At 44.4% G+C, this 24,375-nt stretch carries 18 protein-coding genes; 8 read left to right on the forward strand and 10 right to left on the reverse strand.

Annotation, left to right across the window (positions count from 1 at the left end):
* The first annotated feature begins 9 nt into the window (after positions 1–9).
* From ACWNM1_RS22480 to ACWNM1_RS22500, 5 genes are read left to right on the forward strand one after another with little or no spacing between them, the layout of a single operon-like run.
* The gene (locus ACWNM1_RS22480; RefSeq protein ID WP_052404216.1) at positions 10–1,188 is read left to right on the forward strand and encodes a YheC/YheD family endospore coat-associated protein; all 1,179 of its coding nucleotides are present in this window, start codon (positions 10–12) and stop codon (positions 1,186–1,188) included.
* Positions 1,189–2,562, forward strand: coding sequence for a YheC/YheD family endospore coat-associated protein (locus tag ACWNM1_RS22485; protein ID WP_042186478.1), 1,374 nt, complete (start codon positions 1,189–1,191; stop codon positions 2,560–2,562).
* The gene (locus ACWNM1_RS22490) at positions 2,559–3,671 is read left to right on the forward strand and encodes a YheC/YheD family endospore coat-associated protein (RefSeq protein ID WP_449602697.1); all 1,113 of its coding nucleotides are present in this window, start codon (positions 2,559–2,561) and stop codon (positions 3,669–3,671) included. Before ACWNM1_RS22485 ends, ACWNM1_RS22490 begins: the two co-directional genes overlap by 4 nt.
* A 25-nt stretch (positions 3,672–3,696) precedes the next feature.
* On the forward strand, positions 3,697–4,215 hold the full coding sequence (locus ACWNM1_RS22495) for an N-acetyltransferase family protein (protein ID WP_449602698.1): 519 nt from the start codon (positions 3,697–3,699) through the stop codon (positions 4,213–4,215).
* The gene (locus ACWNM1_RS22500) at positions 4,197–5,327 is read left to right on the forward strand and encodes a YheC/YheD family endospore coat-associated protein (RefSeq protein ID WP_449602699.1); all 1,131 of its coding nucleotides are present in this window, start codon (positions 4,197–4,199) and stop codon (positions 5,325–5,327) included. Before ACWNM1_RS22495 ends, ACWNM1_RS22500 begins: the two co-directional genes overlap by 19 nt.
* 466 nt (positions 5,328–5,793) lie before the next feature.
* On the opposite strand, the gene ACWNM1_RS22505 is transcribed toward ACWNM1_RS22500, so the two are convergent.
* Positions 5,794–6,519, reverse strand: a complete 726-nt coding sequence (locus tag ACWNM1_RS22505) for an HAD family hydrolase (RefSeq protein WP_076283333.1) — start codon at positions 6,517–6,519, stop codon at positions 5,794–5,796.
* A 194-nt stretch (positions 6,520–6,713) separates the two neighbouring features.
* Between ACWNM1_RS22505 and ACWNM1_RS22510 the strand changes: the two genes are divergently transcribed.
* Positions 6,714–7,877: an ABC transporter permease gene (locus ACWNM1_RS22510; protein WP_449602700.1), complete on the forward strand. Its 1,164-nt coding sequence runs from the start codon at positions 6,714–6,716 to the stop codon at positions 7,875–7,877.
* A 96-nt stretch (positions 7,878–7,973) separates the two neighbouring features.
* Positions 7,974–8,483, forward strand: a complete 510-nt coding sequence (locus ACWNM1_RS22515; protein WP_042186461.1) for a PadR family transcriptional regulator — start codon at positions 7,974–7,976, stop codon at positions 8,481–8,483.
* Between the two features lie 143 nt (positions 8,484–8,626).
* Here the strand turns inward: ACWNM1_RS22515 and ACWNM1_RS22520 are convergent, their stop codons facing one another.
* The 6 genes from ACWNM1_RS22520 to ACWNM1_RS22545 form a co-directional block, all read right to left on the reverse strand.
* Positions 8,627–8,884: an AbrB/MazE/SpoVT family DNA-binding domain-containing protein gene (locus ACWNM1_RS22520; RefSeq protein ID WP_042125931.1), complete on the reverse strand. Its 258-nt coding sequence runs from the start codon at positions 8,882–8,884 to the stop codon at positions 8,627–8,629.
* Between the two features lie 540 nt (positions 8,885–9,424).
* The gene (locus ACWNM1_RS22525) at positions 9,425–10,447 is read right to left on the reverse strand and encodes a CapA family protein (protein WP_449602710.1); all 1,023 of its coding nucleotides are present in this window, start codon (positions 10,445–10,447) and stop codon (positions 9,425–9,427) included.
* Between the two features lie 124 nt (positions 10,448–10,571).
* A complete protein-coding gene (locus ACWNM1_RS22530) occupies positions 10,572–11,231 on the reverse strand; it encodes a class I SAM-dependent methyltransferase (protein WP_339269939.1) in 660 nt (219 codons plus the stop codon).
* 153 nt (positions 11,232–11,384) lie between these two features.
* Complete coding sequence (locus tag ACWNM1_RS22535) at positions 11,385–12,407, reverse strand: SDR family oxidoreductase (protein WP_449602701.1); 1,023 nt, start codon at positions 12,405–12,407, stop codon at positions 11,385–11,387.
* 164 nt (positions 12,408–12,571) lie between these two features.
* Positions 12,572–13,420, reverse strand: a complete 849-nt coding sequence (locus ACWNM1_RS22540) for an NAD-dependent epimerase/dehydratase family protein (protein ID WP_449602702.1) — start codon at positions 13,418–13,420, stop codon at positions 12,572–12,574.
* Positions 13,421–13,450: 30 nt separating this feature from the next.
* A complete protein-coding gene (locus tag ACWNM1_RS22545) occupies positions 13,451–14,383 on the reverse strand; it encodes an aldo/keto reductase family protein (protein WP_449602703.1) in 933 nt (310 codons plus the stop codon).
* 174 nt (positions 14,384–14,557) lie between these two features.
* Here ACWNM1_RS22545 and ACWNM1_RS22550 point away from each other — a divergent pair, with 174 nt between their 5' ends.
* Positions 14,558–14,902, forward strand: coding sequence for a winged helix-turn-helix transcriptional regulator (locus ACWNM1_RS22550; protein ID WP_042186450.1), 345 nt, complete (start codon positions 14,558–14,560; stop codon positions 14,900–14,902).
* A gap of 176 nt (positions 14,903–15,078) precedes the next feature.
* Here ACWNM1_RS22550 and ACWNM1_RS22555 read toward each other — a convergent pair whose 3' ends face one another.
* The 3 genes from ACWNM1_RS22555 to ACWNM1_RS22565 form a co-directional block, all read right to left on the reverse strand.
* On the reverse strand, positions 15,079–16,080 hold the full coding sequence (locus tag ACWNM1_RS22555; RefSeq protein ID WP_449602704.1) for an anti sigma factor C-terminal domain-containing protein: 1,002 nt from the start codon (positions 16,078–16,080) through the stop codon (positions 15,079–15,081).
* The gene (locus ACWNM1_RS22560) at positions 16,077–16,568 is read right to left on the reverse strand and encodes an RNA polymerase sigma factor (RefSeq protein ID WP_042186445.1); all 492 of its coding nucleotides are present in this window, start codon (positions 16,566–16,568) and stop codon (positions 16,077–16,079) included. The genes ACWNM1_RS22555 and ACWNM1_RS22560 overlap by 4 nt, the downstream gene beginning before the upstream one ends.
* Positions 16,569–16,748: 180 nt before the next feature.
* Positions 16,749–24,176: an Ig-like domain-containing protein gene (locus ACWNM1_RS22565; protein WP_449602705.1), complete on the reverse strand. Its 7,428-nt coding sequence runs from the start codon at positions 24,174–24,176 to the stop codon at positions 16,749–16,751.
* Between the last annotated feature and the right edge of the window lie 199 nt (positions 24,177–24,375).

Raw genomic sequence — 24,375 nt, forward strand, 5'->3', positions numbered from 1 at the left:
GAGGACACAATGACTGAAACAGCTATGGGGTTCCTCGGAATTATGACGGGCCGTCGCCACGGGAATCCTCCGATTGCCGAGCCAGAATTTTGCAGTCATTTATGCCGTGCAGCTCCGCGATATAACCTTAAAGTCCTCGTGTTTCATCCGGATGGAGTAGCGGCAGACGGGTCATCTATAACCGGTTATACCTGGAAAGACGGAAGCTGGCACAATACGACCTCTACACCCCCAGATATCATTTATAATCGTTGTTTTTACAATAGTCCGAAAGAAAGAAAAGAAGCCTCGTCTGCACTCTCTTTCCTTCACCGCTCACTACCTTGGTCAAGAGGTTTACCTGATAAATGGGGCGTATACGAGATCTTGAAGCGCAACCGAAGAGCCGCTATTTTACTGCCGGAAACTGTTCTTTATACCGGTACACGCAAGTTAAGCAATATGCTCGCTGAAAGAGAATACGGGGTCTTCCTAAAACCCAAAGCAGGCTCCCATGGCAAACGTACATTGCATGCCATACTGCAGAATAGACGCTCTGGAGGAGGCATAAGAGTACGAGGGCGTGATGGGACAAATACACCCTTTCAATATGTATTCAGCTCGCAAGATGAAGGACTGAACTGGATTCATGAATTTATCGGCACACGCCGCTATATTATACAGCCTTATCTGCACCTAACTAATCGTAAGGGGCAACCGTTCGATGTGCGTGTATTGATGCAAAAGAATGGCCTCGGTCGCTGGGATCTTACTGGCATGGCCGTTCGGCTGGGTAATCATGGTTCACTGACTTCGAACCTGCATGGCGGTGGAACTGCGGTTCCTCCTTTGCCCTTTTTACTTGCAGAATATGGTCAGGACGGAAAAGACATCATGCAGGAGCTTGCTGCAGAAGCTGCATACTTGCCTCCTCTTCTGGAGGCCGCATGCGGTAGGCTTGGAGAACTCGGCCTAGATTTCGGTATTGATTCGAGCGGTCGGATTCATTTACTTGAAGCAAATTCCAAGCCAGGGCGCACGGTATTCCGGCTGACGGGCGACCGCCGGGCTGCTAAGCTCGCCGCCGAGAATCCACTGTCTTATGCGCGCCATCTGCTACTCACACAGCGACGGATACCATCCCTATCTACGGACAGCTCCGTTATAAACGGGAGAATGATAACAATGGTTCCTAAGGAGGATTCATAAATGAGTCTCACTTTTTGCAATGTGCATTTTACTAAGCAGCCCCAAAGAGTTGTATATGTATCAGGTGCACTGATGAAAAGCTTGAAATTAACCGGGAAGAAGAACATTCGCCTTAGACTCGGTAAAGATGCCATCCCGACCATGATCAAGCCCATCAAGCGCGCCGGAAATCATCTATTCCTCGCCACTGGTGTAAAGAGCGCTATCAAGGTTCCGAAATCTGGTGGTATCTATTTACGCAATCTGCAAAACGACGAGGTACAGCTTGGACCTTTAGTCGGTGTATTGACCGATGGGCCAGCATCTTCAAATCAACCCTTCGGTTCTCGCACTGGCTTTATAAAGCAATTACTGCGGGAAGGCAGTAACAAATGTTATATATTTGCCTTTATGCCGCGTGATATCAACTGGCAACAGGAGCAGGTCTATGGTTATTTCTTAACCGCAGGCGGCAAATTCGAACGTAAAATGGTTCCTCTGCCTGATGTCGTCTACAATCGGCTACCCAGTCGGAGAGCGGAGACTTCACCTTATATCAACCAGCTTCGCGAACGCTTTATGCGCAAGAAAATCCCTTACTTCAACTGGAGCTTTTTCAATAAGTCCGATATTTATCGGTTGCTAGAGAATGACGGAGCAGCAAACCGTTACGTACCTGAGACACACAGCAATCCCTCCTCCGAAAAAATGAGAGAAATGCTGGATCACCACCATTTTGTATATTACAAACCTTCCGCAGGCAGCCTGGGTCACGGGATTTACCGACTCACCTATCTGCCGAAAAAAGGATATTTTGCCCGCTACCGCAAAGGTGGAAAAAACGTACTTCTGCGCTTCACTACCTTTGAAAGCCTCATGCGTATGCTTCGGTCACGACACGGTCAAGGCCTGCAAAATTATATCGTCCAACAAGGAATACGTTTGATTGAAATTGATGGCTGCCCCATTGATTTCCGATTCCATATGCATAAAAACGGCAGTAATCAATGGATTGTAGTCGGTATTGGCGCTAAGAAAGCCGGCCGGGGCAGTGTCACCACTCACCTCAAAAACGGGGGGGCATTGCTTACACCTGGGCAGGCGCTCGGGCGTGTATTCGGCAGCCGAGCAGATGAAGTATTACAGCGTGCGAAGAGTACAGCCATTAAGCTGGCAGAATCCTTAGAAATCCAGCATCGTCATTTGCTCGGTGAAATTGGCTTTGATCTCGGCATTGATCAGGATGAAGACATCTGGATGTTCGAGGCCAACGCCAAACCAGGACGTTCCATCTTCCGTCATCCTTCCCTGCGCGCTGAGGGCAAAGCTTCCATCGAGCACATTCTGGAGCATTGTCTATACCTCAGCAAATTCCGCAGGAGGGATGAGATGTGAACACCCATATTCCGGATGAAACAAAACCCGTTATTGCCATACTGACAACCAGCGATAAAGTAAGGCATTTTAATGGCAACCGTAATAATTTCCGGGACATCATTCGCACAGGCAAGGAACTGGGATTTCTTGTCTACGTCGTCACTGTCCGTGACTTGAAGCTCGAGGAACGGATGGTGAACGGTTATGTCCCATCATCCAGCGGAAGAATATGGTACAGCATTCCTGTACCTCTTCCACAAATCATCTATAATCGAATTCCTACCCGTGAGGATGAGGAAAAACCTGCTGTCGTACGCAAAATAGCTCAATGCCTGGAACATCCAGGCATTAAGCTATATAATCCATATTTTTTCAATAAATGGAGTCTATTTGAATGGTTGAAAGGCTCGTATGCTACCTCGAAGCATGTTCCAAAAACCAGACGTTTACGCAGTGCAAATACGCTTATCGCCATGCTAAATAATCATACCAGTCTCTATCTTAAACCTGAGAATGGCAAAGCAGGTAAAGGAATTATGCGTTTAAAATACCGTGCAGATACCACATTACCCTATCGGCTGCAAATTCAAAGCGGCAAAAAAAATGTGACCTACAAAGCTGCCTCAGTAGAACGCCTCTGGGCACGGATAGGCAAAGAAAAGGGAAACTCGCGCTACATCGTACAGCAAGCTATTGAACTAGCAACTCACCGAGGACGACCATTTGATCTACGTGTTCTTCTGCAGAAAAATGGCAGAGGCGGCTGGGCAATGACCGGCATAGGTGCGCGTCTAGCTGGTGCCCGTAGCATCACTACGCATGTACCTCGTGGGGGAAGTATCGAGGAGCCCTCCACCATGCTGGAAAGCACATTTGGAACCGAAAGAGCAGCCTTAATCTTAAAAAGTGTACCTACAACTGCTCTGTTAATTGCCAGACAAATTGAAAGAGCCTCTGATTCTATGCTCGGGGAGATGTCGATGGATCTCGGTGTAGATGAGAACGGTGGACTCTGGTTCTTTGAAGCAAACTCTCGGCCGATGAAATTTGATGAGCCTGCGATTCGCAAGCTTTCTTTAGAGCGAATCTTTCAATATGGCCAGCACTTAGCACGCCATATCAAGTAGATTTCCTTAAAGGATGTGACACAGCATGCAGATATCCTCTATCTACGACACCGATGCCAAAAAATGGAAGTCGCGGCTTACCGGACTGCTTGAGTTTATAAGAGAGCATGGGGAGCGTCGGATTACAAACCAAGCTTGCAAGGTAATGGCCCGATTAACTCCAGAACAGTTGTCAGAGCCGGGTGTCTCGCTGCTTGTCGCCACCGTACGCGGTCAGAATGGGCGCCAGCTAGCAGGAGTAAGCTTCGTATCCGGTTTCGGTGAAGAGGCCTGTCTCGTTGCAGTGCATCCCTTATACCGAAATAGGCATGCCGGCACCGCCCTTATGGCCGCCCAGTTAAAGCGTTTAGGCCGTCTGGAATGCAGTGTTGCCAGCGATAATACGGCCAGTCTGAAAATGTGTTTCAATGTTGGTCTTGCCGCAGTAGCGCTTACTAGTGGCCCTACTGGCAAGCCAACTTTATTGATCCGGTCACTACAGAATACCGTCAGTACTACAAACTCTCCACAAGAAGGTGAACTCCTGTGCCAGAGCCCGTCTTAGGCATTCTTACTTTGTATATAAATGAAGCCAAGCAGCTTGAAGAAAAGGCCGTGTACCGGAGAATGATCATTGAGGGCAGTCGAATGGGCCTGGATGTTTTTGTGTTTACCCCCATGGATGTCCATCCCAGCAAAGAACAGATCCATGCCCTTGTCTTTGATCCAAAGAGCGGGAAATGGTCACGCAAATGGCGTTCCTTCCCGAACATGATTTATGACCGTTGCCGTATCCAGCGCAGCACGCGCTTTCAACAGTTGCTTCGTTTCCGTGAACGCTATAAACATCTACTGTTTCTGAATCGTCCACTGCGCAACAAATGGACCATTCACCAAACGTTCTCACAAAAGAGTCGCTTCCGGCAGCATATGCCAGAAACATTACTGTATAACTCCTCTGCGGATCTGCACCGAATGTTAAAGCAGAGCCCGGTCCTCTATATCAAGCCTGCAAACGGCACAGGTGGACGCGGTATCCTTAGAATTGAGCGGGTAAAGAACATTAAAGGGGGATTTGATATTCAAGGCCGTCGTCAAGATCGCCGGATTATTCCACCCCGAAAGGTCTCTGCATCCCGATTGGATTCCATCGTTCGACAATGGTGTATTGGTGGACGTTTCCTCGTCCAACAGGGGATTCCACTACGTCTGCCTGGTGGACGTTTCCATGATTACCGCATGCTTGTTCAAAAGAATGGGCAAGGCGTCTGGGAACTGACAGGTATGGCAGCAAGGGTCGGTGCGGCCCGAAGCGTAACCTCCAATCTTCATGGCGGTGGGCACGCCGTTCGAGCTGAAACGCTCCTGAAGGAATGGCTTGGTAGTCAAGATAAGACCGATAAGGTTATGAAAACTGCTGAAAGGTTAGGTCTTGATGCCGCTGCCTTCTTGGAAGAAAGTTTCGGGGCCTTATGTGAACTTGCACTGGATCTTGCCATTGATCGGGAAGGAAAAATCTATGTGTTGGAGGTTAATCCAAAGCCTGCACGTGAAGTGTTTGCCCGATCAGGGGACGGCAACACCTATCGCAAAGCACTAGTGCGACCTTTAGAATACGCGTTATGGCTATATAATAACAAAGGTGCTCCAACCACAGCTAAGACTACTGAGGAGTAAAATGATACTCAACAACAAAACGACCGCCTCTCTGCAAGATGCAGAAAGTGCGGTTGTTGTATGACTTCTGATGTTCCGGGATGTTTTATAAACAAAAGATAGCTCACGATACACAACAAAAAAACAACAATATAAAAAAATAAGGAATCATAATGAGTAACTATAAATAAGTCTCCGCCACCAATAGAAAAGACTATACCTATTACTAAAAACCACATGCCCACTCAAAGTGCAGCGCTTAAAGCAATAAAAAGGAAGCTCATTAACATGCTTCTCGATTCCTTATCATCACATAGGAATAACCCCTTTCCATGATCTGTCGGATCATCCCCTTTGTTTATGTATATCTTTTTAGCTTTGAGCTATTCCTGCATCTGTATTTAGAACCTTAACATTAAAAAAGGCAACCCTCTGCTTAGATGAGGTTTGCCTTTTATTCGTTTACCAATTATAAATCGCGATATTCCTATTCGCTAACCGATGCGTTGTCGTACAAGTCTATCAACTCATCGAAGGAAGTAATAATTACATCGGAGCCCTTCAGCTCATCCTGACGTCCAAAACCTGCATACGCACAGCCGATGACGGTTTGAGCATTTCCCTTACCTGCCTCCACATCGGACGAGCGATCGCCTACCATCCAGGCACTCTTGATTCCATGATTGTCCAGCAAAATGCGTAGCAATTCTGTCTTCGTCGCAGTGCCTTGACCACCGGCACTATACAATCCTTCAAATAACTCTTTAAGCTCATGAACCACAACTATACTGTGAATGTATTCCTCCAGCCCATTACTAGCCACAAACAACCGTACTCCACGCTCTTTTAGGGCAGTCAGTGTTTCGACCACCTGAGGATACAGTAACGTCCCACCTGCTTCAAGTCCTTCGACCTCAAGCTGTAATAGCAGCTCATCTGCACGGCGGTGCACCGCCTCATCGGCATCAGGCATAACCTTCTTCCAAATATCTGCCAGCAGCATCCCTAAGCCGCTTAGAATAAGCTCTTCCGGCGGTGTTGGTCCTGAGTATAATCCCTCTTCCCGCAAAATATCGAACATTTTATGATATGCAGGTAATAAAAGACTTTCAGTCTGGAACAATGTTCCATCCATATCAAAAACAATCGCTTCCGGCTTGTTCAACTCCGAGTGAACCGCGTTCAGTTCTGTTCCTTGTACCTCTTTACTCATCTGTTGTTCCTCCCCATTCTCTTTTGCTTCAGGTAAGCACATTCATCTGCACGAAATTTCCAGTACAAGCCCTATGATATATGATATCACTTCGGAATGTCCATGCTCTCCACTTTTCTTGTTGCAGTTTATATTTCAACATGTTATATTACAACCTGAAATATAACATGTTGAAATATAAAGGAGAGATAACCATGTCACGTCCATTAATCATGCGCTTCCTTAAACAGCCTGCTACCATCGTCGGGATTATAACTGCACTGTTGTTCCAAGTCTTTTTCAGCTTAATCTGGATTACAGGGTATGACCATGTAACTGATCGGGTAGATCGGTTGCCCATTGCTATTGTGAACGAGGATGGTGCGAATGCTCAGCCTGTAGTCGATGGCATTACCCAGTCCCTTCAGTTCGTAACCAGACAGGACCTTCCACTAAAAGCTGCCAAGGAAGCCCTTGAGCATAGAGAAATCCGCATGATTATCAATATTCCACAAGGGTTCACCGGAGCGATTAGTAATCCATCCGAAAAGACTGAACTCCGTTACCTCATAAATGAATCTAATCCGCAAATGGTTAGCAATGTTATGCAGACTGTAGCACTTAAAGTCACGGCTGCCACGAACACTCAAAGCAGTAATACAGCACTAAACCAAACCCTCGAAGCTATGAAGCTGCCGCAAGCACAAGCAGAGATCATCAAAAGTGCGGCAAGCAGCCGAATCTCCGCAAACGTTGAAGTCATCAATCCCACAACTAATTTTGCACAAACAATGGTTCCGTTAATGATTGTTACTGCCTCCTTTACCGGAGCAATGTTACTCGCCATGAATCTGCAAAAAGCTTCTTCCAACTTATCAGGTCAATTTGGTAAATGGGATCGCTTTGGAGCCCGGTTTGCCATTATGGGTGCAACGGCTGTACTAACCTCTCTAGTGGGGACTATCATGGTTAACTCACTCGGGATCCACTCCAACCATGGCTTTCTGCTTATGTGGCTGTTCGAATTCACTGTGATTCTCTCCTGCATGATTCTTGCACAGTTCAGTCTGCTGTTACTCGGCGACGCTGGCGCCTGGCTAAATATCGCGCTTCTCTCCATACAAATGTTAGCTTCCGGAGCAACGATTCCTCGTGATGTGCTTTCTCCTTTTTATAGCTGGATCGGTCCCTTCTCACCTGCTTACTACGCGGTAAATGGCATGCTCGACCTAGTTATCGGAGGCAATGGTGTATGGAAAGATATGTTCTATCTACTCTGCATTGGTGCAGCAATAGCTGGTTTAAGCATTATCCTAACCTTCATTCGCAAGGAAACTCAGTTATCACAAGAACAAGAGCCCGTACCAGCAAATGCGTAATTATTTAGTTCGCCTCCTTGGTTATGCCTTTTCAAATTGAGAGCGAAATGCAGTTGTGATATGGTAGGAGGTGAAAGAGAGGAGCGACAACGATTCATGAATATACAAGATGTCATTCTAGGGATATTAAGTGAAAAACCTCATTCGGGTTATGAGATAAAACGGCATTTCGAGGAATACTTTTCTTTTTTCTTTGATGCCAGCTACGGCACCATCTACCCAACCCTGAGCAAGATGGAGAAGCTGGACCTAATCACCAAAGAATCCATAAGGCAGGAAGGCAAACCTGACAAAAATGTATTTACCATTACCCGTGCCGGCTTGGATCAGTTCCATGCTTACTTGCAAACACCGGCTGAAAAGGAAGTTCTGCGTTCAGACTTTTTTATGCATCTGTATTTCGGAGATAAGACCGATAAAGAGAACATAGATAATCTACTTCGGCAAGCATTGATAGAAAAGCAGGCAATGTACGATGATCTTGATCAGAAATTAAAACAACTAGATTGCAAACTGTCCCCTTACCAAAAGCTGTGTATGGAATTGGGCCTTGTGCAATATGAAGCCTTTATCAAAAAAATTCAAAGTGTGCTGGAGTCTGAATAAGGATCGCGTGGGCAGTAGGTTTCCTATTATTCTAGGGGATTTGCTGCTTTTTTTGTTGTGCTATCATAAAAAAGAACCGGCAGCATGCACAAATTGTGCTTGCTGTACCGGTTCTTTTTTAGCAAAAATGTGTAATCTATCGACTACACTCTGTCAAAGCTAGAAATCAGCTCATCGAGAACATCTTTGCTTACCATTTTACCTTTGAAATTGATGAGGTTCTCTGCGCTTCCGGAGAAGATACAAGTTGGCTCGTATTTTCTAAGAATAATTTTCTCTCCATCTACAAAAATCTCGAGCGGGTCTTTTATGTCAATTCCCATCGTTCTACGTAGTTCAATAGGAATTACGATACGTCCCAATTCATCTACTTTTCTTACTATGCCTGTCGCTTTCATCATCGTACATCCTCCCTTGAATTCACATTAATAATCATTTTTGCTAAAAGCTATGTAGGCTTCTATGTGATAGTAATGATTACGCTATACTCTAATATTAAAGTGCTATTCATTCCCTGTCAATTTTATTTCTACAAAATATGATATTTATCGACAATTATTCGACAAAAATATGTACAGTTTCGACAAAACGCTGTAAAGCGATCCAATTTATTCGTCTTGAAATTAATAAATATCCAACATTGCGATTACAAATCAGCTTGCAGAGTATCCCAATTGATACCATCATTTACCCAATACATCAAGTCTGGAAACACTCCGACGTATATCAGAGCAAAGAAACGTTTAGTAGAATTAATACAGACTATTTATGCTTTATGCATCTACTTTTTTCGACAATCCAGCTTTCTATTATGTACTGATTTAATATAAGTATTACATATTATTAATAGAAAGATCAAATATTGGATAAATTTAGTGTAATTAATTGAATTTAATTACAAAAAAAACCGACCAGTGATCTCTGGTCGATCTATTCTATCGTTATAATGGCTTCTCCGTAACCCTGCCATTCGCATCAACAATTGCATTATAAGAAAGGTTATTCATTAGCTTAATCGTCTTCCTATTGTAAGAATCATCCATAAAGTTGGGCTGTCCCCCAATAATCTTGACTGGCGTAATCTTACTAGTCACCTGGGCCTCATTAATCTCAAAATTCACCAGCATCGAGTGAAGTGTCTTCTCTCCACCACGTGTAGAACGATTAAACACAAAATTTCCAAGTGAATAATAGATCGGTTTATTTTTGTAGTATTCGATGCCCATCAGGCAATGGCTGTGTGCGCCGAGTATGATATCTGCACCACTATCAATCATCTGTTTGGCTAGCGTGCGGGCGTATTGTTCAGGATAATCCTTAAACTCTTCATTCCAGTGAATGTACACAATCGTGAAATCATTCTCCTTAGACATCTTCTGAATAGCCGTAAGCATAGGCTGCGAGGTGTAGGCTGAGGCAGCTCCCGGTTTATTGTTGCCGGCATACCAAGAAGGCCCTGAAAGCACTCGACTTACACCTAAGATAGCGATCTTCTTCCCCTTTACCGTCCTTGTATACGGTTTGAACGCTTCCTCTACATCTTTGCCAGCTCCTGTATGGCCAATCTTGTTTCGATCCAGATGTACCAGTGTGTCGAGCATAGCGTCTGTTCCAAAATCTAAAATGTGATTATTAGCCAAAGATACGCCGTCAATCCCAGCATAGGTTAAGCCACTAAGCACTGCTGGTTTGGACCTAAAGGCAAAGGTTTTCTCTGCTGCCTTCCCTCGAATAGACACTGGCGTTTCCAGATTCGCGAAGGCGATATCTGCCTTTTGCAAGGTAGGTGCGACTTTTACAAACGGAAAGTTCACTCCGTATTTCGCGATCTGATCACCCACAAAACCGTCCAAGAGAATATCACCAGCAAAAGCAAGTCTGATAGGTTCTGAAGATGGCGAAGCTGCACTAGATGCAATCGTAGAAGGGAGAATCAGTGATAATAGAAGTGTAGAGAGTAGCATGCTGCGCAGTACATTCGACCCTAATCTCAAAAAATACAGCCTCCTATCCTCATTATGGAATCTATATTAGCTATTATTCTAGCTTACTGGAAATAGATTACTAATTTAAGGGTAAGAAGACCTGTTATGCCTTTGATTTTTTCAAAACAGCCCGGAAGCATTGTAATCCACCCCACAAATCTGTGGACACAGCATCTGCAGGCAACTCAAAATCCGTCTCCCCCCAATATTGAAAACCAGCCTGCAGCAGCAAATCATTCATAAGATTTAAGTTTACCGTTGGGTAATCAAACGTTAGCACGAGCAGCCCCTCTTCATTCAACGTTCGGTGAAATTCCCGTAAAGTGCCGACCGTATCCTCTAAGGTCAAATGCTCCAGCACTGATATGCAAAAAATAGTGTCAAAGCTCTCATCCTCATATGGAAGAGCCGTAAGATTGGCCTGAGCAAGATGCAAGTTGTTCGTTCTTCTAGCTATAACCTGCTTTGCCGCTTTTTCCCCAATCTCATCAGTAATCGCATCTAGGATGTCCTCCCGGTAAATAACCCTGCTGTCCATATCGCAAGCATAAACCTCTGCACATACCCCAGCTAAATAAAATTTCAAGGGATGAGGAATTCCACAAGCAGCATCCAGCACCACACCATGTGGAGAAATAAAGTTAATACACCACTCATATTCAAAGGGACGGCTCCACCAGGATTCTGGCAAATCATAAATTAACTTCTCACGGCTTGCATCTGAGTTTACAAAAAAACGCGAGACAAAGGGATGTGTTGGCATGGCCAGGACTCCTTTTTAACGGAATTTAAGGTAGTGAGAGTATATTCATGATTTGCTGATTCATTCCATAACCTTACATTGAGCGAGACAAACCCAAAAAAAACGGCTGCTCCCTTAGGAACAGACCGTCTTTAAATATTAACCGTACAAATCTTATGAGTAAAAGGATAGAGGCTTGGCCTCAACTCCATGTTTCTCGATCAAATGATCTAGTAAAGCAGACCATTCTGAATCGACTGTACATTGATCAGGATGAGCCTCGAACCAAGCAACCGACTGCTTTATCCCTTCAGAGAAAGGAACGGCAGCCTGGAAGTCAGGCACGAGACGTTTGATTTTACAATTGTCAAAAACACTGCTGACCGCTTGATCGCCGATCAAGCCATCCGCCGTCCCTGGTGGGGAGAAGGCTGTGATAAAGTCTGTAGAGATATGAACCACTTTCGGCTCCACACCTGCCGCTTGCCCAATGGCCGCATAGATCTGATTCCAGTTCAACACCTCATCGGAAGTAATATGAATGGCCTCCCCAATCGCTTCCGGATGCCCAAGCAATCCGATGAACCCTTTGGCAAAATCTGAGTTATGCGTCAGTGTCCACAAAGATGTTCCATCTCCATGGATGACTAAAGGCAAGCCACGACGGATACGATCAATCAAGGACCAAGGATGCTGTCCGCTCGTGAGTGCCGCAGGGATGGCTGTATTTCCGTAAGTATGGGAAGGACGAACAATTGTAACCGGGAATCCGCTGTTCTTGTGTGCCTCCATCAATAATTGCTCGCAGGCAATTTTATTTCTCGAGTACTCCCAGTAAGGATTTTCCAGGGGTGTCTCTTCTGTGATTATATAATTACGCTGTGGCTTCTGATAAGCCGAGGCCGAGCTGATAAAAATGTACTGCTTCGTTTTACCTATAAACAGGTCAATATCTGTCTGCACATGTTCCGGTGTAAAAGCAATCCAGTCTACCACTACGTCAAATTCATAATCTCGCAATACTTCGGCAGCCTCTGCCGGATTACGAATGTCACCTTGAATCACCTTCGCCCCATCCGGAACGAATTCGCCTCTTTGTCCTCTATTGAACAAATACAGCTCTATTCCTTGTTCTACGGCGAGCGGGGATACAGCCTGGCTAATCAGTCCCGTACCTCCGATAAATAATACCTTCATTTCACACGCTCCTTATAGAGGATGTTCTAAAAGTCCGCTTTTGATCACGAAGGATCACAAGAAGACTACTCGACATCGAATATTGAATTCAGGCGAAACTTCCGGTGCTGAAAACCGTACTTTTTGAACTCTCATTTATAGTAAAAGTAAACCTGGCTCGTCATTTATTCGTTAACGCAATCTCGCCATAAGTGCTTTGGCTGCCAATTCAGCAGCTTCTTCGCCTTCGCATTGCTGAGTAACGACTCATGACCTTCCAGCGGCTGGCGGAAATCCGTCACCTCTGGATAACGTGCGGCCATTAACTCTCTGCTAGAAACAGCCATACTGGTCTCATCTGCGCATATATTAAGAGCAACTGCGCCCAATCCGTCCGTTTCAATCGCCAATTGGCAAGCTGTCGCTACATCTCGTGTATCAATATAGCTCCACAGAATCCGATCACGCTGCGCGGGATCATGAATGAAGGAAGGAAAACGTTCATACGTCGATGGGTCAATGACATTTCCGATTCTTAGGGAAACGACTTGTATGCCCGTTCTGCGCTGGAACATCTCTGCTGTCTTTTCATTCACAACTTTAGATAGACCATAGCTGTCTTCAGGAAGTTGTGGATGATCCTCATCCATAGGCACGTACTGCGGCCCCAATGGGTTAACCGCAAAACAGATACCGTATGAGGATTCACTGGAGGCAATAACTGCTTTGCGAATGCCTAGTCCAGCCGCAGCCTCCAGAATGTTATAGGTGGATACTACATTATTTTGAAAGGTGACTTCACTCGTCTTTATATTTGCGGCCGGGATCGCAGCCAGATGCACAACTGCATCAGCGCCTGCAAGTACGCCGTACACTTCACCTAAATTATTCAAATCAGCAATGATCGTTTGGCACAAGGAATCTGGAGACTTTTGTGTATCCACATTCACAACCTCATACCCTTGCTCAACAAAATGCCGGACCACCCATCTGCCGAGCATCCCGCTTCCGCCAGTAACAACTACTTTCGCCATGATCATATCTCCTTTTTTTTGAATCTATCTCTAGTTAAGAATCTCTTCAATTTTCTTCAAAATATCCTCGGAAAGTTCTATTCCCGAAGCCTTAACATTCTCTTCAACTTGCTGTGGATTGCTGGCGCCTACTAGCGCACTAGACACATTAGGCTGACGCAGAATCCAAGCCAAAGCCAGATTCCCCACAGAAATATTCAGCTCCGCAGCTACCCCGCTTAGTTGGCGAACCTTTTCAATCTTCTCTTCTGTAATCGCCTTTTTCAACCGATCCAGCTTAGCCGCACGGCTATCTTCAGGGATGTCCGCGTTATACTTACCAGTTAATAGCCCTTGAGCCAGTGGAGAAAAAACAACCTGTCCAATGCCACGTCGCTCGCCGAGCGGAATAATTTCTTTCTCAATATAACGTTCGAACATATTATAAATCGGTTGGTTAACCACGATATGATCCAGTAAATAGCGGTCTGCTACAGCTAACGCATCTGTCATTTGCGCCGCAGTCCACTCACTTACACCGACATAATATACCTTGCCTTGACGAACCAGATCATCCAGCGCACGTAAGGTCTCTTCAATTGGAGTTTCCGTATCGAAACGATGGCAATACATAATATCCACGTATTCTACGCCGAGACGCTGCAAGCTTGCGTGACATTGTTCCGTAATATGCTTGCGGGATAGACCACGATCATTAGGCCCCGTCCCCATTTCGCCAAATACTTTAGTGGCCAGCACATAGGATTCTCTCGGATAGTTCCGCAAGGTCTCGCCTAGCACTTTCTCAGCAGCACCCTTTTCGTAAACATTTGCCGTATCAAAAAAATTCACGCCTAGGTCGTAAGCGGTTTCAATGGCTTTAACAGCATTATCTCTTTCTACATATCCTCCGTATGTCAGCCAGCTTCCCAGACTAATCTCGCTAACTTTTAGGCCTGTTCCACCTAATCTACGATATTTCATAATAACTGCTCCTTTCCATAGTTCCGTGTTATGATTTCGGCAGGTTGCCTAACGCACATATTCATTCTAGAATAGTTTGTATATAATAGGAAGAAGTGAAATTTAGTTTACTATATGATCTCTAGAGTAGTTACTATACAAGAGTATAGTGGCACCAAAACAGGAGGAGATTCCTTGACAACAGCTAAATCTAGCAATAATTATATTCCTAAAACCCCACTTACTATTGAATGTAATGTAGAAAAAACACTTGAGGTATTGGGCGGAAAATGGGCTTTTCTCGTACTAAGAGAGTTATTCGACGGCACCCAACGCTTTGGAGCGCTTCAGCGAAAAATCACTAATGTCAGCCCTCGTGCTTTGACTAGTACTCTGCGCCATTTGGAGGAACACGGTGTACTAGAACGCCATGTTTTTCCTACCGTACCGGTGACAGTGGAATATTCTTTAACTCCAAAAGGTGAGGATTTGCATCAAATTTTGAAGGAAATGAAACTATGGTCGGCCAAATGGACGTAGGTTTGATTGGGTAGGTTGCGAACTTATTCTTACTTTAACCCATGGTATATAGAGTAATTAGTTATGATGGACTCAGAATGTTTGGGCAACGCAGAGCAGCGATCCTCCAATAACAGGAGAATCGCTGCTCTGTTGAACACTTATGGGACAACCTCTTCAGTATTTTTACTATAAGATTAATACTTATCCACAACCGCGCCGAGAACTGCCGTATTAACATATGGCTTTCCTTTGAGGCTCTGCAACTCCTTAGCAGTTCCTGTAACAACAACTCCCAATAGCTGTACGTCACTGGCATCCGGTGCCGCTTTATCCTTTTTCAAATAGTTCGAGATTCGCTCAAATTCTCCGTAATACTTGCCCTCTTTCTGAAGCCCATATGCTAGTGATTGTAAAAAATCCTCTGGTTTCGGTTTAAATAACCCTTCCCAATTGACACCGTAACCGTATACTTGTCTCGCTGATTCCGGTAATGCATATTTATTCGGGCTGCTGTCATTCGTAATAAACTCAAGCTTTTTTTTATTATCATACGTATCTACCCAATACCACTTCTGTGTCAGCTCTGTTGGCAGCATCTTCTCTACTTCTGCTTGTGTATAGCTTTTATCAAACGAAACTGCCATTTCTACCAACTTATCAGGTTCCATTTGTTCAAGTGCAGGTAGGTCATTCAACACCTTTCCGTTATAATTCACCCCAGGTACATAGAACATCATTTCCCGCTGTCCATTTTGACTGTTATATCCTCGGTAATATTCATAATTTTGGCTGGTCATTACAGGATCAGGAACATTAATACTAGTGTAACCCCTATCAAGCAGAGAAAAGCGGCTGCTCATACTAAAATCCAGCTTTTTAGTATCCCACACGACAGGTACACCTTCAACAACCTTGTAAGTACTCAGTTCAACTTTTCCTGATAAAAATCCTAGATCCAGCTCAGTTCTCAGCTCATGAAGATTAGGACTGCTAATTTCCATCATGATCCTCTCCTCATCCAGCCCGCGCATCGCTAACCAGCTAGTCAGTTGAGAGATACCCAGCATGCCGCCGAACAATACTATAACAGTCACAATCAGCGAAATAATCATATTACGAATCATTGTTTTTCGTTTTGCTTTCTTAATTATTTTTGAAAGGTTTTGATCATCCTTTTGTTCCCATGGTGCTGTCATTCCGCTTCACCTCTATACTTTTTTTGGAATTGCTTGCGGGCACGAAACAATGCCGACTTGACCGTATCCGTTGTGATCCCAAGGAGCTCGGCTATCTCCTGATAGGACAGCTCCAGCTCGTACTTCATAATAATGAGCTGTTTGTGGAGAGGAAGAAGCTCATCTAGTACACGCTCGATGTCCTCTCGTTTCTCTTTTAACAGCACATGATCCTCCGGCAGTTCCATATCAGGCACATCCACATAGTCAATAGGAATGACTATCCGCTTGCTGCGGCGGCACAGATCATAATAACGATTAATCGCTACTTTATATAGCCATGCACTAAATTTGTTCTCGTCAATAGAGTCGATGTACAAAAGTGCCTTATACACCGTATCCTGTACGATATCTTCCGCGTCGGCTGCAGGTGCCCCGAGACGAATCAAGTATTTTTGAATTTCTAACATTTTCGGTTGAAGTATCTGATGTAGCTGCCCGGGCTTCATCCTGCACCTCCCTTCTTATGTATAACGATTAAGTTCATGGAAAGTTAGCTGGTGGTAGAAAAAACTTCTAAAAGAAAAGTTTCGCAAAAAAATCCCCTTACCGCTAACAGTATATAGATACCGTATAGCGTAAGGGGGTTCTCTTTTAAAAAAATATTTATTCACTTATAAAAGATTCATTTATTTTACATCAGGAATGTATTGCTCTCCACCAATTTGCTGTCTCTCAAAGGAATGGTTCATACTAGCTTCCTGAATGTGTCCGTACGCCCAGTGTTTATCACTGACGTCTTTCCACTTCTGCTGTGCTCCATGCAATGGTCCTCTGCCCAAAAGTCTGTTAATCATCACAACGGCTTCTGCACGGGTTAATGTCTGATTCGGACGGAATGTTTCATCCAAATATCCGTTGATAATACCAGCTGCTTTGGCCGCATCAATTGCATTTTTTGCCCAATGTCCACTATTAATGTCTTTAAAGCTGCTGGTCCCACTTTGAGCCTTATCCAGCAAGCGCTCTACAATGATAGCCATTTCTGCACGAGTAATTAGCTGATTCGGCTTAAAGCTGCCATCTGCATACCCCTTCATTAACCCTTGTGCTGTAACTACACTAATAGACTGCAAAGCCCAATAAGTTGTATTTACATCTTTATAAGCTGAGGTAGCTTGTGCTTCATTCTTACCCCATAACCTTGCCAAAATCGTTGCCATTTCCGCACGGGTAATCATTCGTTCCGGGTTGAAGCTGCCATCCGCATAGCCTAAAATATATCCTTTATGTGATTCATGAACTACATTTGGATTGTTAGGCTGTTCCTTATCTGTGCCACTATTGTTAGTAGGATTACTGATCGTAGTGCCACCAGGCGTGTTCGTTCCTCCCGGAATATTCTCATTATTCGACTGAGCAGAGAAACTCACGATTTGAAAACGACTGAACTTCGAAATCTCAAATTGGATCCCTGTTGCTACGCCGTTCTCATATTGTATAGTTCCTGATACCAGCTCTGTCGTGCCATCCGTATGTTCGATGAACACCTTCAAAGCGTCTAAGAAAGCTTGTCTATTCTCAGTTGGAATAGTAATTCCACTTAATGGGAGAACAACCTTTGTGGTAAATCCACCAAAGTTAGTTTCGATCTTTCTTGGCAGACCCAGTAAGTTTATCTGATTCCCAGCAGCGGCTAAAGTAACCTTAGGGTCAGTATTCGCTGCTTTTTTAGCCTCACTATCCTCTTGTACGTTCTTAACCGGTACAATTCGGAAATAAAGATCTGTACCCTTAGCTGCTGCATCTTTTAAAGCTTCCTGACTCAACTTTACAGAACCTTCATCGGTAAAGATATTCATACCCGCATTTCTGTCAGCCAGTGCCGAAACAGCTGCAGCCGGAATCTCTATGGCAATCTCATCTGCCTTATCATCTGCTTGCTGCTTAATTTCAACAGTTAGCGTCCGGTTTTTAATATCTCCATCCTGAGGATTAAAAGAATTCGTCAGACTTTCCACTTTAGACGGATCAACGATAACAGTATCAATCTTAACCTGATTGCTGAGCGTTGTTCTGAGTATGTTCAGACTCTCCGTGTGAATCGTGTCATTTGCGTTTGCCTTTACATCAGCCGTTCTTCCGCTCTCTTGGCGTGTATTTTCTTTTTCCTTCACTATGTTCTTGTTAGTAACAACCAGAAGGAAACTCTTTGTGATTTTGGCGGTACCCTTAGAGATCGTAGCGGTAACAATTACATTCTTATCACCAACTTCAGGTCTGTTCACGGTACCCTGTTCCTCACCATCTTTGCTGGATAGCTTAAGAACATCGATATTGGTCGAGGCCCATGTAATCTTCGTTCCATGTTTTCCTATACCAAGCAACAAGAATTCATTTGTAACTGACTCCCAAGTATCTCCATCCGAGAATTTAAAAGCCTTATCTACCCCTAATGCTTTAGCAGCATCTCTAACAGCATCCTCATCTGACATTCTGACAATGGTCACTTTAAATGTCTTTGTGCGCTTTTCACCAGTCTCTTTGTCAAGAATCGTTGCAGTTAAAGTAACTTCGATATCACTTTCATCAGGTCCAGGCTGAACTACTTTACCCGTTGCACTAACGACATCAGGTTTACTTGATGCCCAAGTGATTGATGTATTTCCAGAAGAACCTTTTTCAGTCAAGTATAATGTTTTGGTCACATGCTTCGCATGATCCCCTGCACCATAGATAATATCCAACTTATTGTAATCATTTACTAGATTACTTAAGGATGGCTTCGTGGCATCCGTTGGGTACGGATCGTCTTTATCGTTGATTCCATCATGATCTGTATCAGGATGCTTCGGATTCGTTCCAAGCACGATTTCCTCTTCATCCGTCAGGCCATCGTTATCATCATCGGGATCTAGACTATCTGGAATACCGTCGCCGTCCGTATCCAACTCACCATTTACTGTTCCTGGTTTCGCGGCATCCGTTGGGAACGGATCATCCTTATCGTTGATTCCATCATGATCGCTATCGGGATGCTTCGGATTCGTTCCAAGTACGTTTTCTTGTTCATCGGTCAGACCATCATTATCATCATCTGGATCTAGGCTATCTGGAATACCATCTCCGTCTGTATCCAGCTCATCACCGACTTTTCCCGGTTTCGTTGCATCTGTCGGGAATGGATCATCCTTATCGTTGATTCCATCGCCGTCTGTATCCGCCTTCTTCGGATCTGTGCCGAGCACGATTTCCTGCTCATCTGTCAGACCATCGTTATCATCATCTGGATCTAGGCTATCTGGAATACCATCTCCGTCTGTATCCAGTTCACCACCGTTACCTGGCTTTGTCGCATCCAATGGGAACGGATCATCCTTATCGTTGATTCCATCATGATCGCTATCAGGATGCTTCGGATTCGTTCCAAGCACGATTTCCTCTTCATCCGTAAGACCATCATTATCATCATCTGGATCTAGACTGTCTGGAATACCGTCTCCGTCTGTATCCAGCTCATCACCGACTTTTCCCGGTTTCGTTGCATCTGTCGGGAATGGATCATCCTTATCGTTGATTCCATCGCCGTCTGTGTCCGCCTTTTTCGGATTTGTGCCAAGCACGATCTCCTGCTCATCTGTCAAACCGTCGTTATCATCATCTGGATCTAGACTATCTGGAATACCATCTCCGTCTGTATCCAGTTCACCACCGTTACCTGGCTTTGTCGCATCCAATGGGAACGGATCATCCTTATCGTTGATTCCGTCGCCATCCGTATCTGCCTTCTTCGGATCTGTTCCAAGCACGATCTCCTGCTCATCGGTCAGACCGTCGTTATCATCATCTGGATCTAGACTATCTGGAATACCATCTCCGTCTGTATCCAGTTCACCACCGTTACCCGGCTTCGTCGCATCCAATGGGAATGGATCATCCTTATCGTTGATTCCATCATGATCTGTATCAGGATGCTTCGGATTCGTTCCAAGCACGATTTCCTCTTCATCCGTCAGACCATCATTATCATCATCTGGATCTAGACTGTCTGGAATACCGTCTCCGTCTGTATCCAGCTCACCATTTACTGTTCCTGGTTTTGCGGCATCCGTTGGGAAAGGATCATCCTTATCGTTGATTCCATCGCCATCCGTATCTGCCTTCTTCGGATCTGTGCCGAGCACGATTTCCTGCTCATCTGTCAAACCGTCGTTATCATCATCTGGATCTAGACTATCTGGAATACCATCTCCGTCTGTATCCAGTTCACCACCGTTACCTGGCTTTGTCGCATCCAATGGGAACGGATCATCCTTATCGTTGATTCCATCATGATCTGTATCAGGATGCTGCGGATTCGTTCCAAGCACGATTTCCTCTTCATCCGTCAGACCATCGTTATCATCATCCGGATCTAAAATGTCTGGAATGCCGTCTCCGTCTGTATCCAGCTCATCACCGACTTTTCCCGGTTTCGCTGCATCCGTCGGGAATGGATCATCCTTATCGTTGATTCCGTCGCCATCCGTATCTGCCTTCTTCGGATCTGTACCGAGCACGATTTCCTGCTCATCGGTCAGACCGTCGTTATCATCATCTGGATCTAGACTATCTGGAATACCATCTCCGTCTGTATCCAGTTCACCACCGTTACCCGGCTTCGTCGGGTCGGTTGGGAATGGATCTAAGCTATCTGGAATACCGTCCCCATCCGTATCTGGTTCAGTCGTAAACGTCCAAGTTGCTTTATCCGTAATTCCCGCGTACTTGTTACCCACAGCATCCTTAAACGCTCCAGCCGCAACAAGGACATAATATTCTGTACTTGGTTGTAAATAACCCACCTTCACACCGTTACCAGGGGTTACAAGCATTGGATTAAAGGTTACGCTGTTACCCGATAAGTTGACGCCCATAGCACCTGTTTCGAAGCTGTACACAACACTATCGTCAGATTTCTTGCGAATTTCAATTTTTTTACCCCACACATCTTGAACAGCTGAACTGAATGTCAGCTTCAAGCTTGTATCCGCTGCTACATTCGTAGCCCCTTTTACCGGCAAATATGCTGTGGCCGTAAGATCCGTCTTATCAGGAGCTAATCCTGTCGTGAAGTTCCAAGTGGTCTTATCCGTAATCCCTGCAAAAGCGTTGTCTTTCGCATCCTTTATTGCTCCGGCATCAACCTGTACATAATATTTCGTATTGTAATCCATATATTTTCCGTCATGATCTGACAGCATCAAATAAGGATTGATCGTCACTGTTTTGCCCGAGATGCTAACACGGGTTATATCGCCCATATCGAATGTATAAATCACGCTGTTATCTAGCTCTTTTTTGAGTACTACCTTTTTGCCCGCTACTCCTTGTACATCTTTACTAAATGTAAGCTTCAAACTGGAGTCCACCCCAACATTTGTTGCCTCATCAGCAGGCGATAGTGTCGTTACAGTTGGTAGTGTAGTGTCCGGTTTGGCTACCATTTCAAAGACCCATGTATTTTCTGCTACTTCCTTACCTACCGCAGGTGACCCTGAGAAATATCTGTATTCCACAAAACCATATAGGCCTTCGTAGCTGTTTCCTGCTAAATCTACCAAAGCACCTTGATCAATGGTTACATAGTATTCTCGGCCATAATCCAATTTGGTCTGTTTGATCGTTACTACGTTGCCTGTGATTGTTACTTTATTAGTATCATCAATAGCAATCAATTCTTCCTCTTTAGGGGGTTGAGATTCATAAAAATTCTCAGAATAAGAAGCACTACCCGGCGACATGATTCTGATATATTTTTCTTCTCCCGCTACTGCCTTCACTTTCTCGCTGAACGTGACAGTTAGTTCCGTGTTCAGAGGTACTTTTGTTGCATTAATAGCAGGTGCCAGAGAGGTCACTGTTGGAGCAGTTTCATCTGGCGCAACGGTTGTGAAGTTCCATTTCGTCTTGTCAGTGATACCCGCATAGCTATTACCTGCGATATCTTGAACGGCTCCAGCTTCAATCTGCACGTAGTACCCAGTACCATACGCCAAATCTGCAGCAGGCTTAATCGTTATTTTGCTTCCAGATACCGTAACTTTCGTAGGATCACTAGCTGTTATCGTCTCTATAACACTGTCGTCTGCCTTGTTAAGAATCTTGATCGTTTTACCAGTCACCTTGACATTTTCACTGAACGCCAATACGAGGTTGGTATTCACTGGAACATCCTTGGCATCATTCGCAGGAGTCAATCCCACTACCGTTGGCGCGAGTGTATCCGCTGGAGCTCCGGTTTTGAAATACCAAGGAGCTGTGCCCATCTCCATTAGTACATTATTTATATACTGTACCGAAGTGACCATCCCAACATAATCATTATTGAAGGTATCTTGGAAAGCTCCACTATCCATGGTCACATAATAATATTTATTATTTTCCATGTTTTTTGCTGGATTAATCGTAACTTTATTGCCTGAAATCGTCACTTTTTTAGTATCACTCGTGGAAATCTTTTCGAACTCGACAGCCTCTGTATAATTGTTAGATGATCCATCCGAGAACATTGTTCCCGGTACCATAATCTTTATAAATTTCCCCCTACCCGCATGTACATTTTCATTAAAAGTAAACGTCAAATTAGCATCGACTGCTACATTCACTTCTTTTTTTGCAGGAGAGAACTCTGTTGCTATAGGTGGAGTGGTATCAATACCGGCGCCTGTTTTGAAATCCCATACCTCAGCACCCGTGAAGCCATCCGGCACATGGACTTGGCCATCAAGAATCTCTATCTCTCCATACAACCCCTCATAGAGATTACCTGCTGAATCCTTAAACGCAGCCGGGTCGATCTTTACGAAGTAATTCGTTTTATAATCTAGGTCAGCAGCTGGGTTGATCTTTACAACATTGTTCAAAATCGTCACTTTACTTGTATCATCAACAGCGATCGTCTCTATTTTGATTGAGTTTGCAAGCACCTCCGGATATTCGGAACCACTGGCGTTAGAAGTAACTTGTGGTTTCCAAATCGATATATTTTTACCCGAAACGGCCTTTACACCTTCGTTAAAGGTCAACGTAAGGTCTGAGTTGACCTTCACATTCTGCTCGTTTTTTTCAGGAGAATATGTGGACACTATCGGCGCTTCCGTATCCTCCGGACCACCACTATTCCCGGGGTCTGTATTAACAGCTACAGCTACAGGAACCATGAAGGTACCTACCATAAAAGGTCCTGGGCTGAGATTTATAGTTTGTATTACTGTATTTGTTGCTGTGTCAATTACACTCATAGTTGAAGCACCGTAATTAACCGTAAATGCTTGACTTCCATCTTTGGAGAGACCAATTACATATGGCGTAGAACCCACAGAGATAGTTTTTTCCACCTGATTCGTTATTGCATTGACAACAGCGACCGAATTATTTAAAGATTTAGCTACATAAACCTTACTCCCATCCGGACTGACTTCTGTTGCGTAAGCCTGACTGCCAACAGGAATGACAGCTTCCACTTTATTTGTTACTGTATCAATCACATCTACAGTAGTACCCGAAACTGTCGCTACGTAGATCTTGGAGCCCGCTGGATTGGCTGAAAGGCCATAGGGTGTCGAAGATACCGGTATTTTTGCAACCACAGTGTCGCTCTTAACATCCAGTACAGAGACCTCACTGCTACCGTTTTGGGTTAAGTACAGACGATCTCCAATCACCGCCATTGCTACTGGCTTATTACTTACAGATATTGTACGTATCACTGAAAGATTAGCTGTATCGATCACCGAAAGTGAGTTACTTGAGTAATTAGCCACATAAGCTTTACTGCCATCTGAATTAAATGCAACGCCATGAGGAGACGACCCCACTGCAATGGTTGAAATCACAGTGTCAGTGGATGGATCTATAACAGAAACAGTCCCATCCTGTCTGTTGGTTACTAAGACCTGGGTCTTATTCGGATTAATGGCGGCGCTATTCGGCTGATTTCCCACCTTGATCTTCGCTTTTTCCACCGTTAAATTCGTTAAATCTATTACATCTACCACACCACCTAAATAACTAGTAACATATGCCTTCTGAAATACCGATGTCGTATCCATATCCGTGGAGTCAGCATAAGCCATTTCTCCGCCTCTAATAAAGAGGGACGAGCAAATGTTGACCAGCAATACCAATAATAAAATGCTTATAGCTTTCTTGGACCTGACTAATCGAAGCACACTCTCAACTTCTTTCCTATGTATTTTATTACTCCCATGTTTAGGAAAATCATATCAATCCGAACTCACCAAAATCTCACAAATTGTCGGGTAATGCCGAAAA

Source organism: Paenibacillus sp. Marseille-Q9583 (genome assembly GCF_976954365.1).

What these genes read in the sequence shown, in the direction of transcription:
- ACWNM1_RS22480 (WP_052404216.1), top strand. Translation starts at nt 10, where the DNA reads ATGACTGAAACAGCTATGGGGTTCCTCGGAATTATGACGGGCCGTCGC.
- ACWNM1_RS22485 (WP_042186478.1), top strand. Translation starts at nt 1,189, where the DNA reads ATGAGTCTCACTTTTTGCAATGTGCATTTTACTAAGCAGCCCCAAAGA.
- ACWNM1_RS22495 (WP_449602698.1), top strand. Translation starts at nt 3,697, where the DNA reads ATGCAGATATCCTCTATCTACGACACCGATGCCAAAAAATGGAAGTCG.
- ACWNM1_RS22505 (WP_076283333.1), bottom strand. Translation starts at nt 6,519, where the DNA reads ATGAGTAAAGAGGTACAAGGAACAGAACTGAACGCGGTTCACTCGGAG.
- ACWNM1_RS22510 (WP_449602700.1), top strand. Translation starts at nt 6,714, where the DNA reads ATGTCACGTCCATTAATCATGCGCTTCCTTAAACAGCCTGCTACCATC.
- ACWNM1_RS22515 (WP_042186461.1), top strand. Translation starts at nt 7,974, where the DNA reads ATGAATATACAAGATGTCATTCTAGGGATATTAAGTGAAAAACCTCAT.
- ACWNM1_RS22520 (WP_042125931.1), bottom strand. Translation starts at nt 8,884, where the DNA reads ATGATGAAAGCGACAGGCATAGTAAGAAAAGTAGATGAATTGGGACGT.
- ACWNM1_RS22525 (WP_449602710.1), bottom strand. Translation starts at nt 10,447, where the DNA reads ATGCTACTCTCTACACTTCTATTATCACTGATTCTCCCTTCTACGATT.
- ACWNM1_RS22530 (WP_339269939.1), bottom strand. Translation starts at nt 11,231, where the DNA reads ATGCCAACACATCCCTTTGTCTCGCGTTTTTTTGTAAACTCAGATGCA.
- ACWNM1_RS22535 (WP_449602701.1), bottom strand. Translation starts at nt 12,407, where the DNA reads ATGAAGGTATTATTTATCGGAGGTACGGGACTGATTAGCCAGGCTGTA.
- ACWNM1_RS22540 (WP_449602702.1), bottom strand. Translation starts at nt 13,420, where the DNA reads ATGGCGAAAGTAGTTGTTACTGGCGGAAGCGGGATGCTCGGCAGATGG.
- ACWNM1_RS22545 (WP_449602703.1), bottom strand. Translation starts at nt 14,383, where the DNA reads ATGAAATATCGTAGATTAGGTGGAACAGGCCTAAAAGTTAGCGAGATT.
- ACWNM1_RS22555 (WP_449602704.1), bottom strand. Translation starts at nt 16,080, where the DNA reads ATGACAGCACCATGGGAACAAAAGGATGATCAAAACCTTTCAAAAATA.
- ACWNM1_RS22560 (WP_042186445.1), bottom strand. Translation starts at nt 16,568, where the DNA reads ATGAAGCCCGGGCAGCTACATCAGATACTTCAACCGAAAATGTTAGAA.
- ACWNM1_RS22565 (WP_449602705.1), bottom strand. Translation starts at nt 24,176, where the DNA reads ATGGCTTATGCTGACTCCACGGATATGGATACGACATCGGTATTTCAG.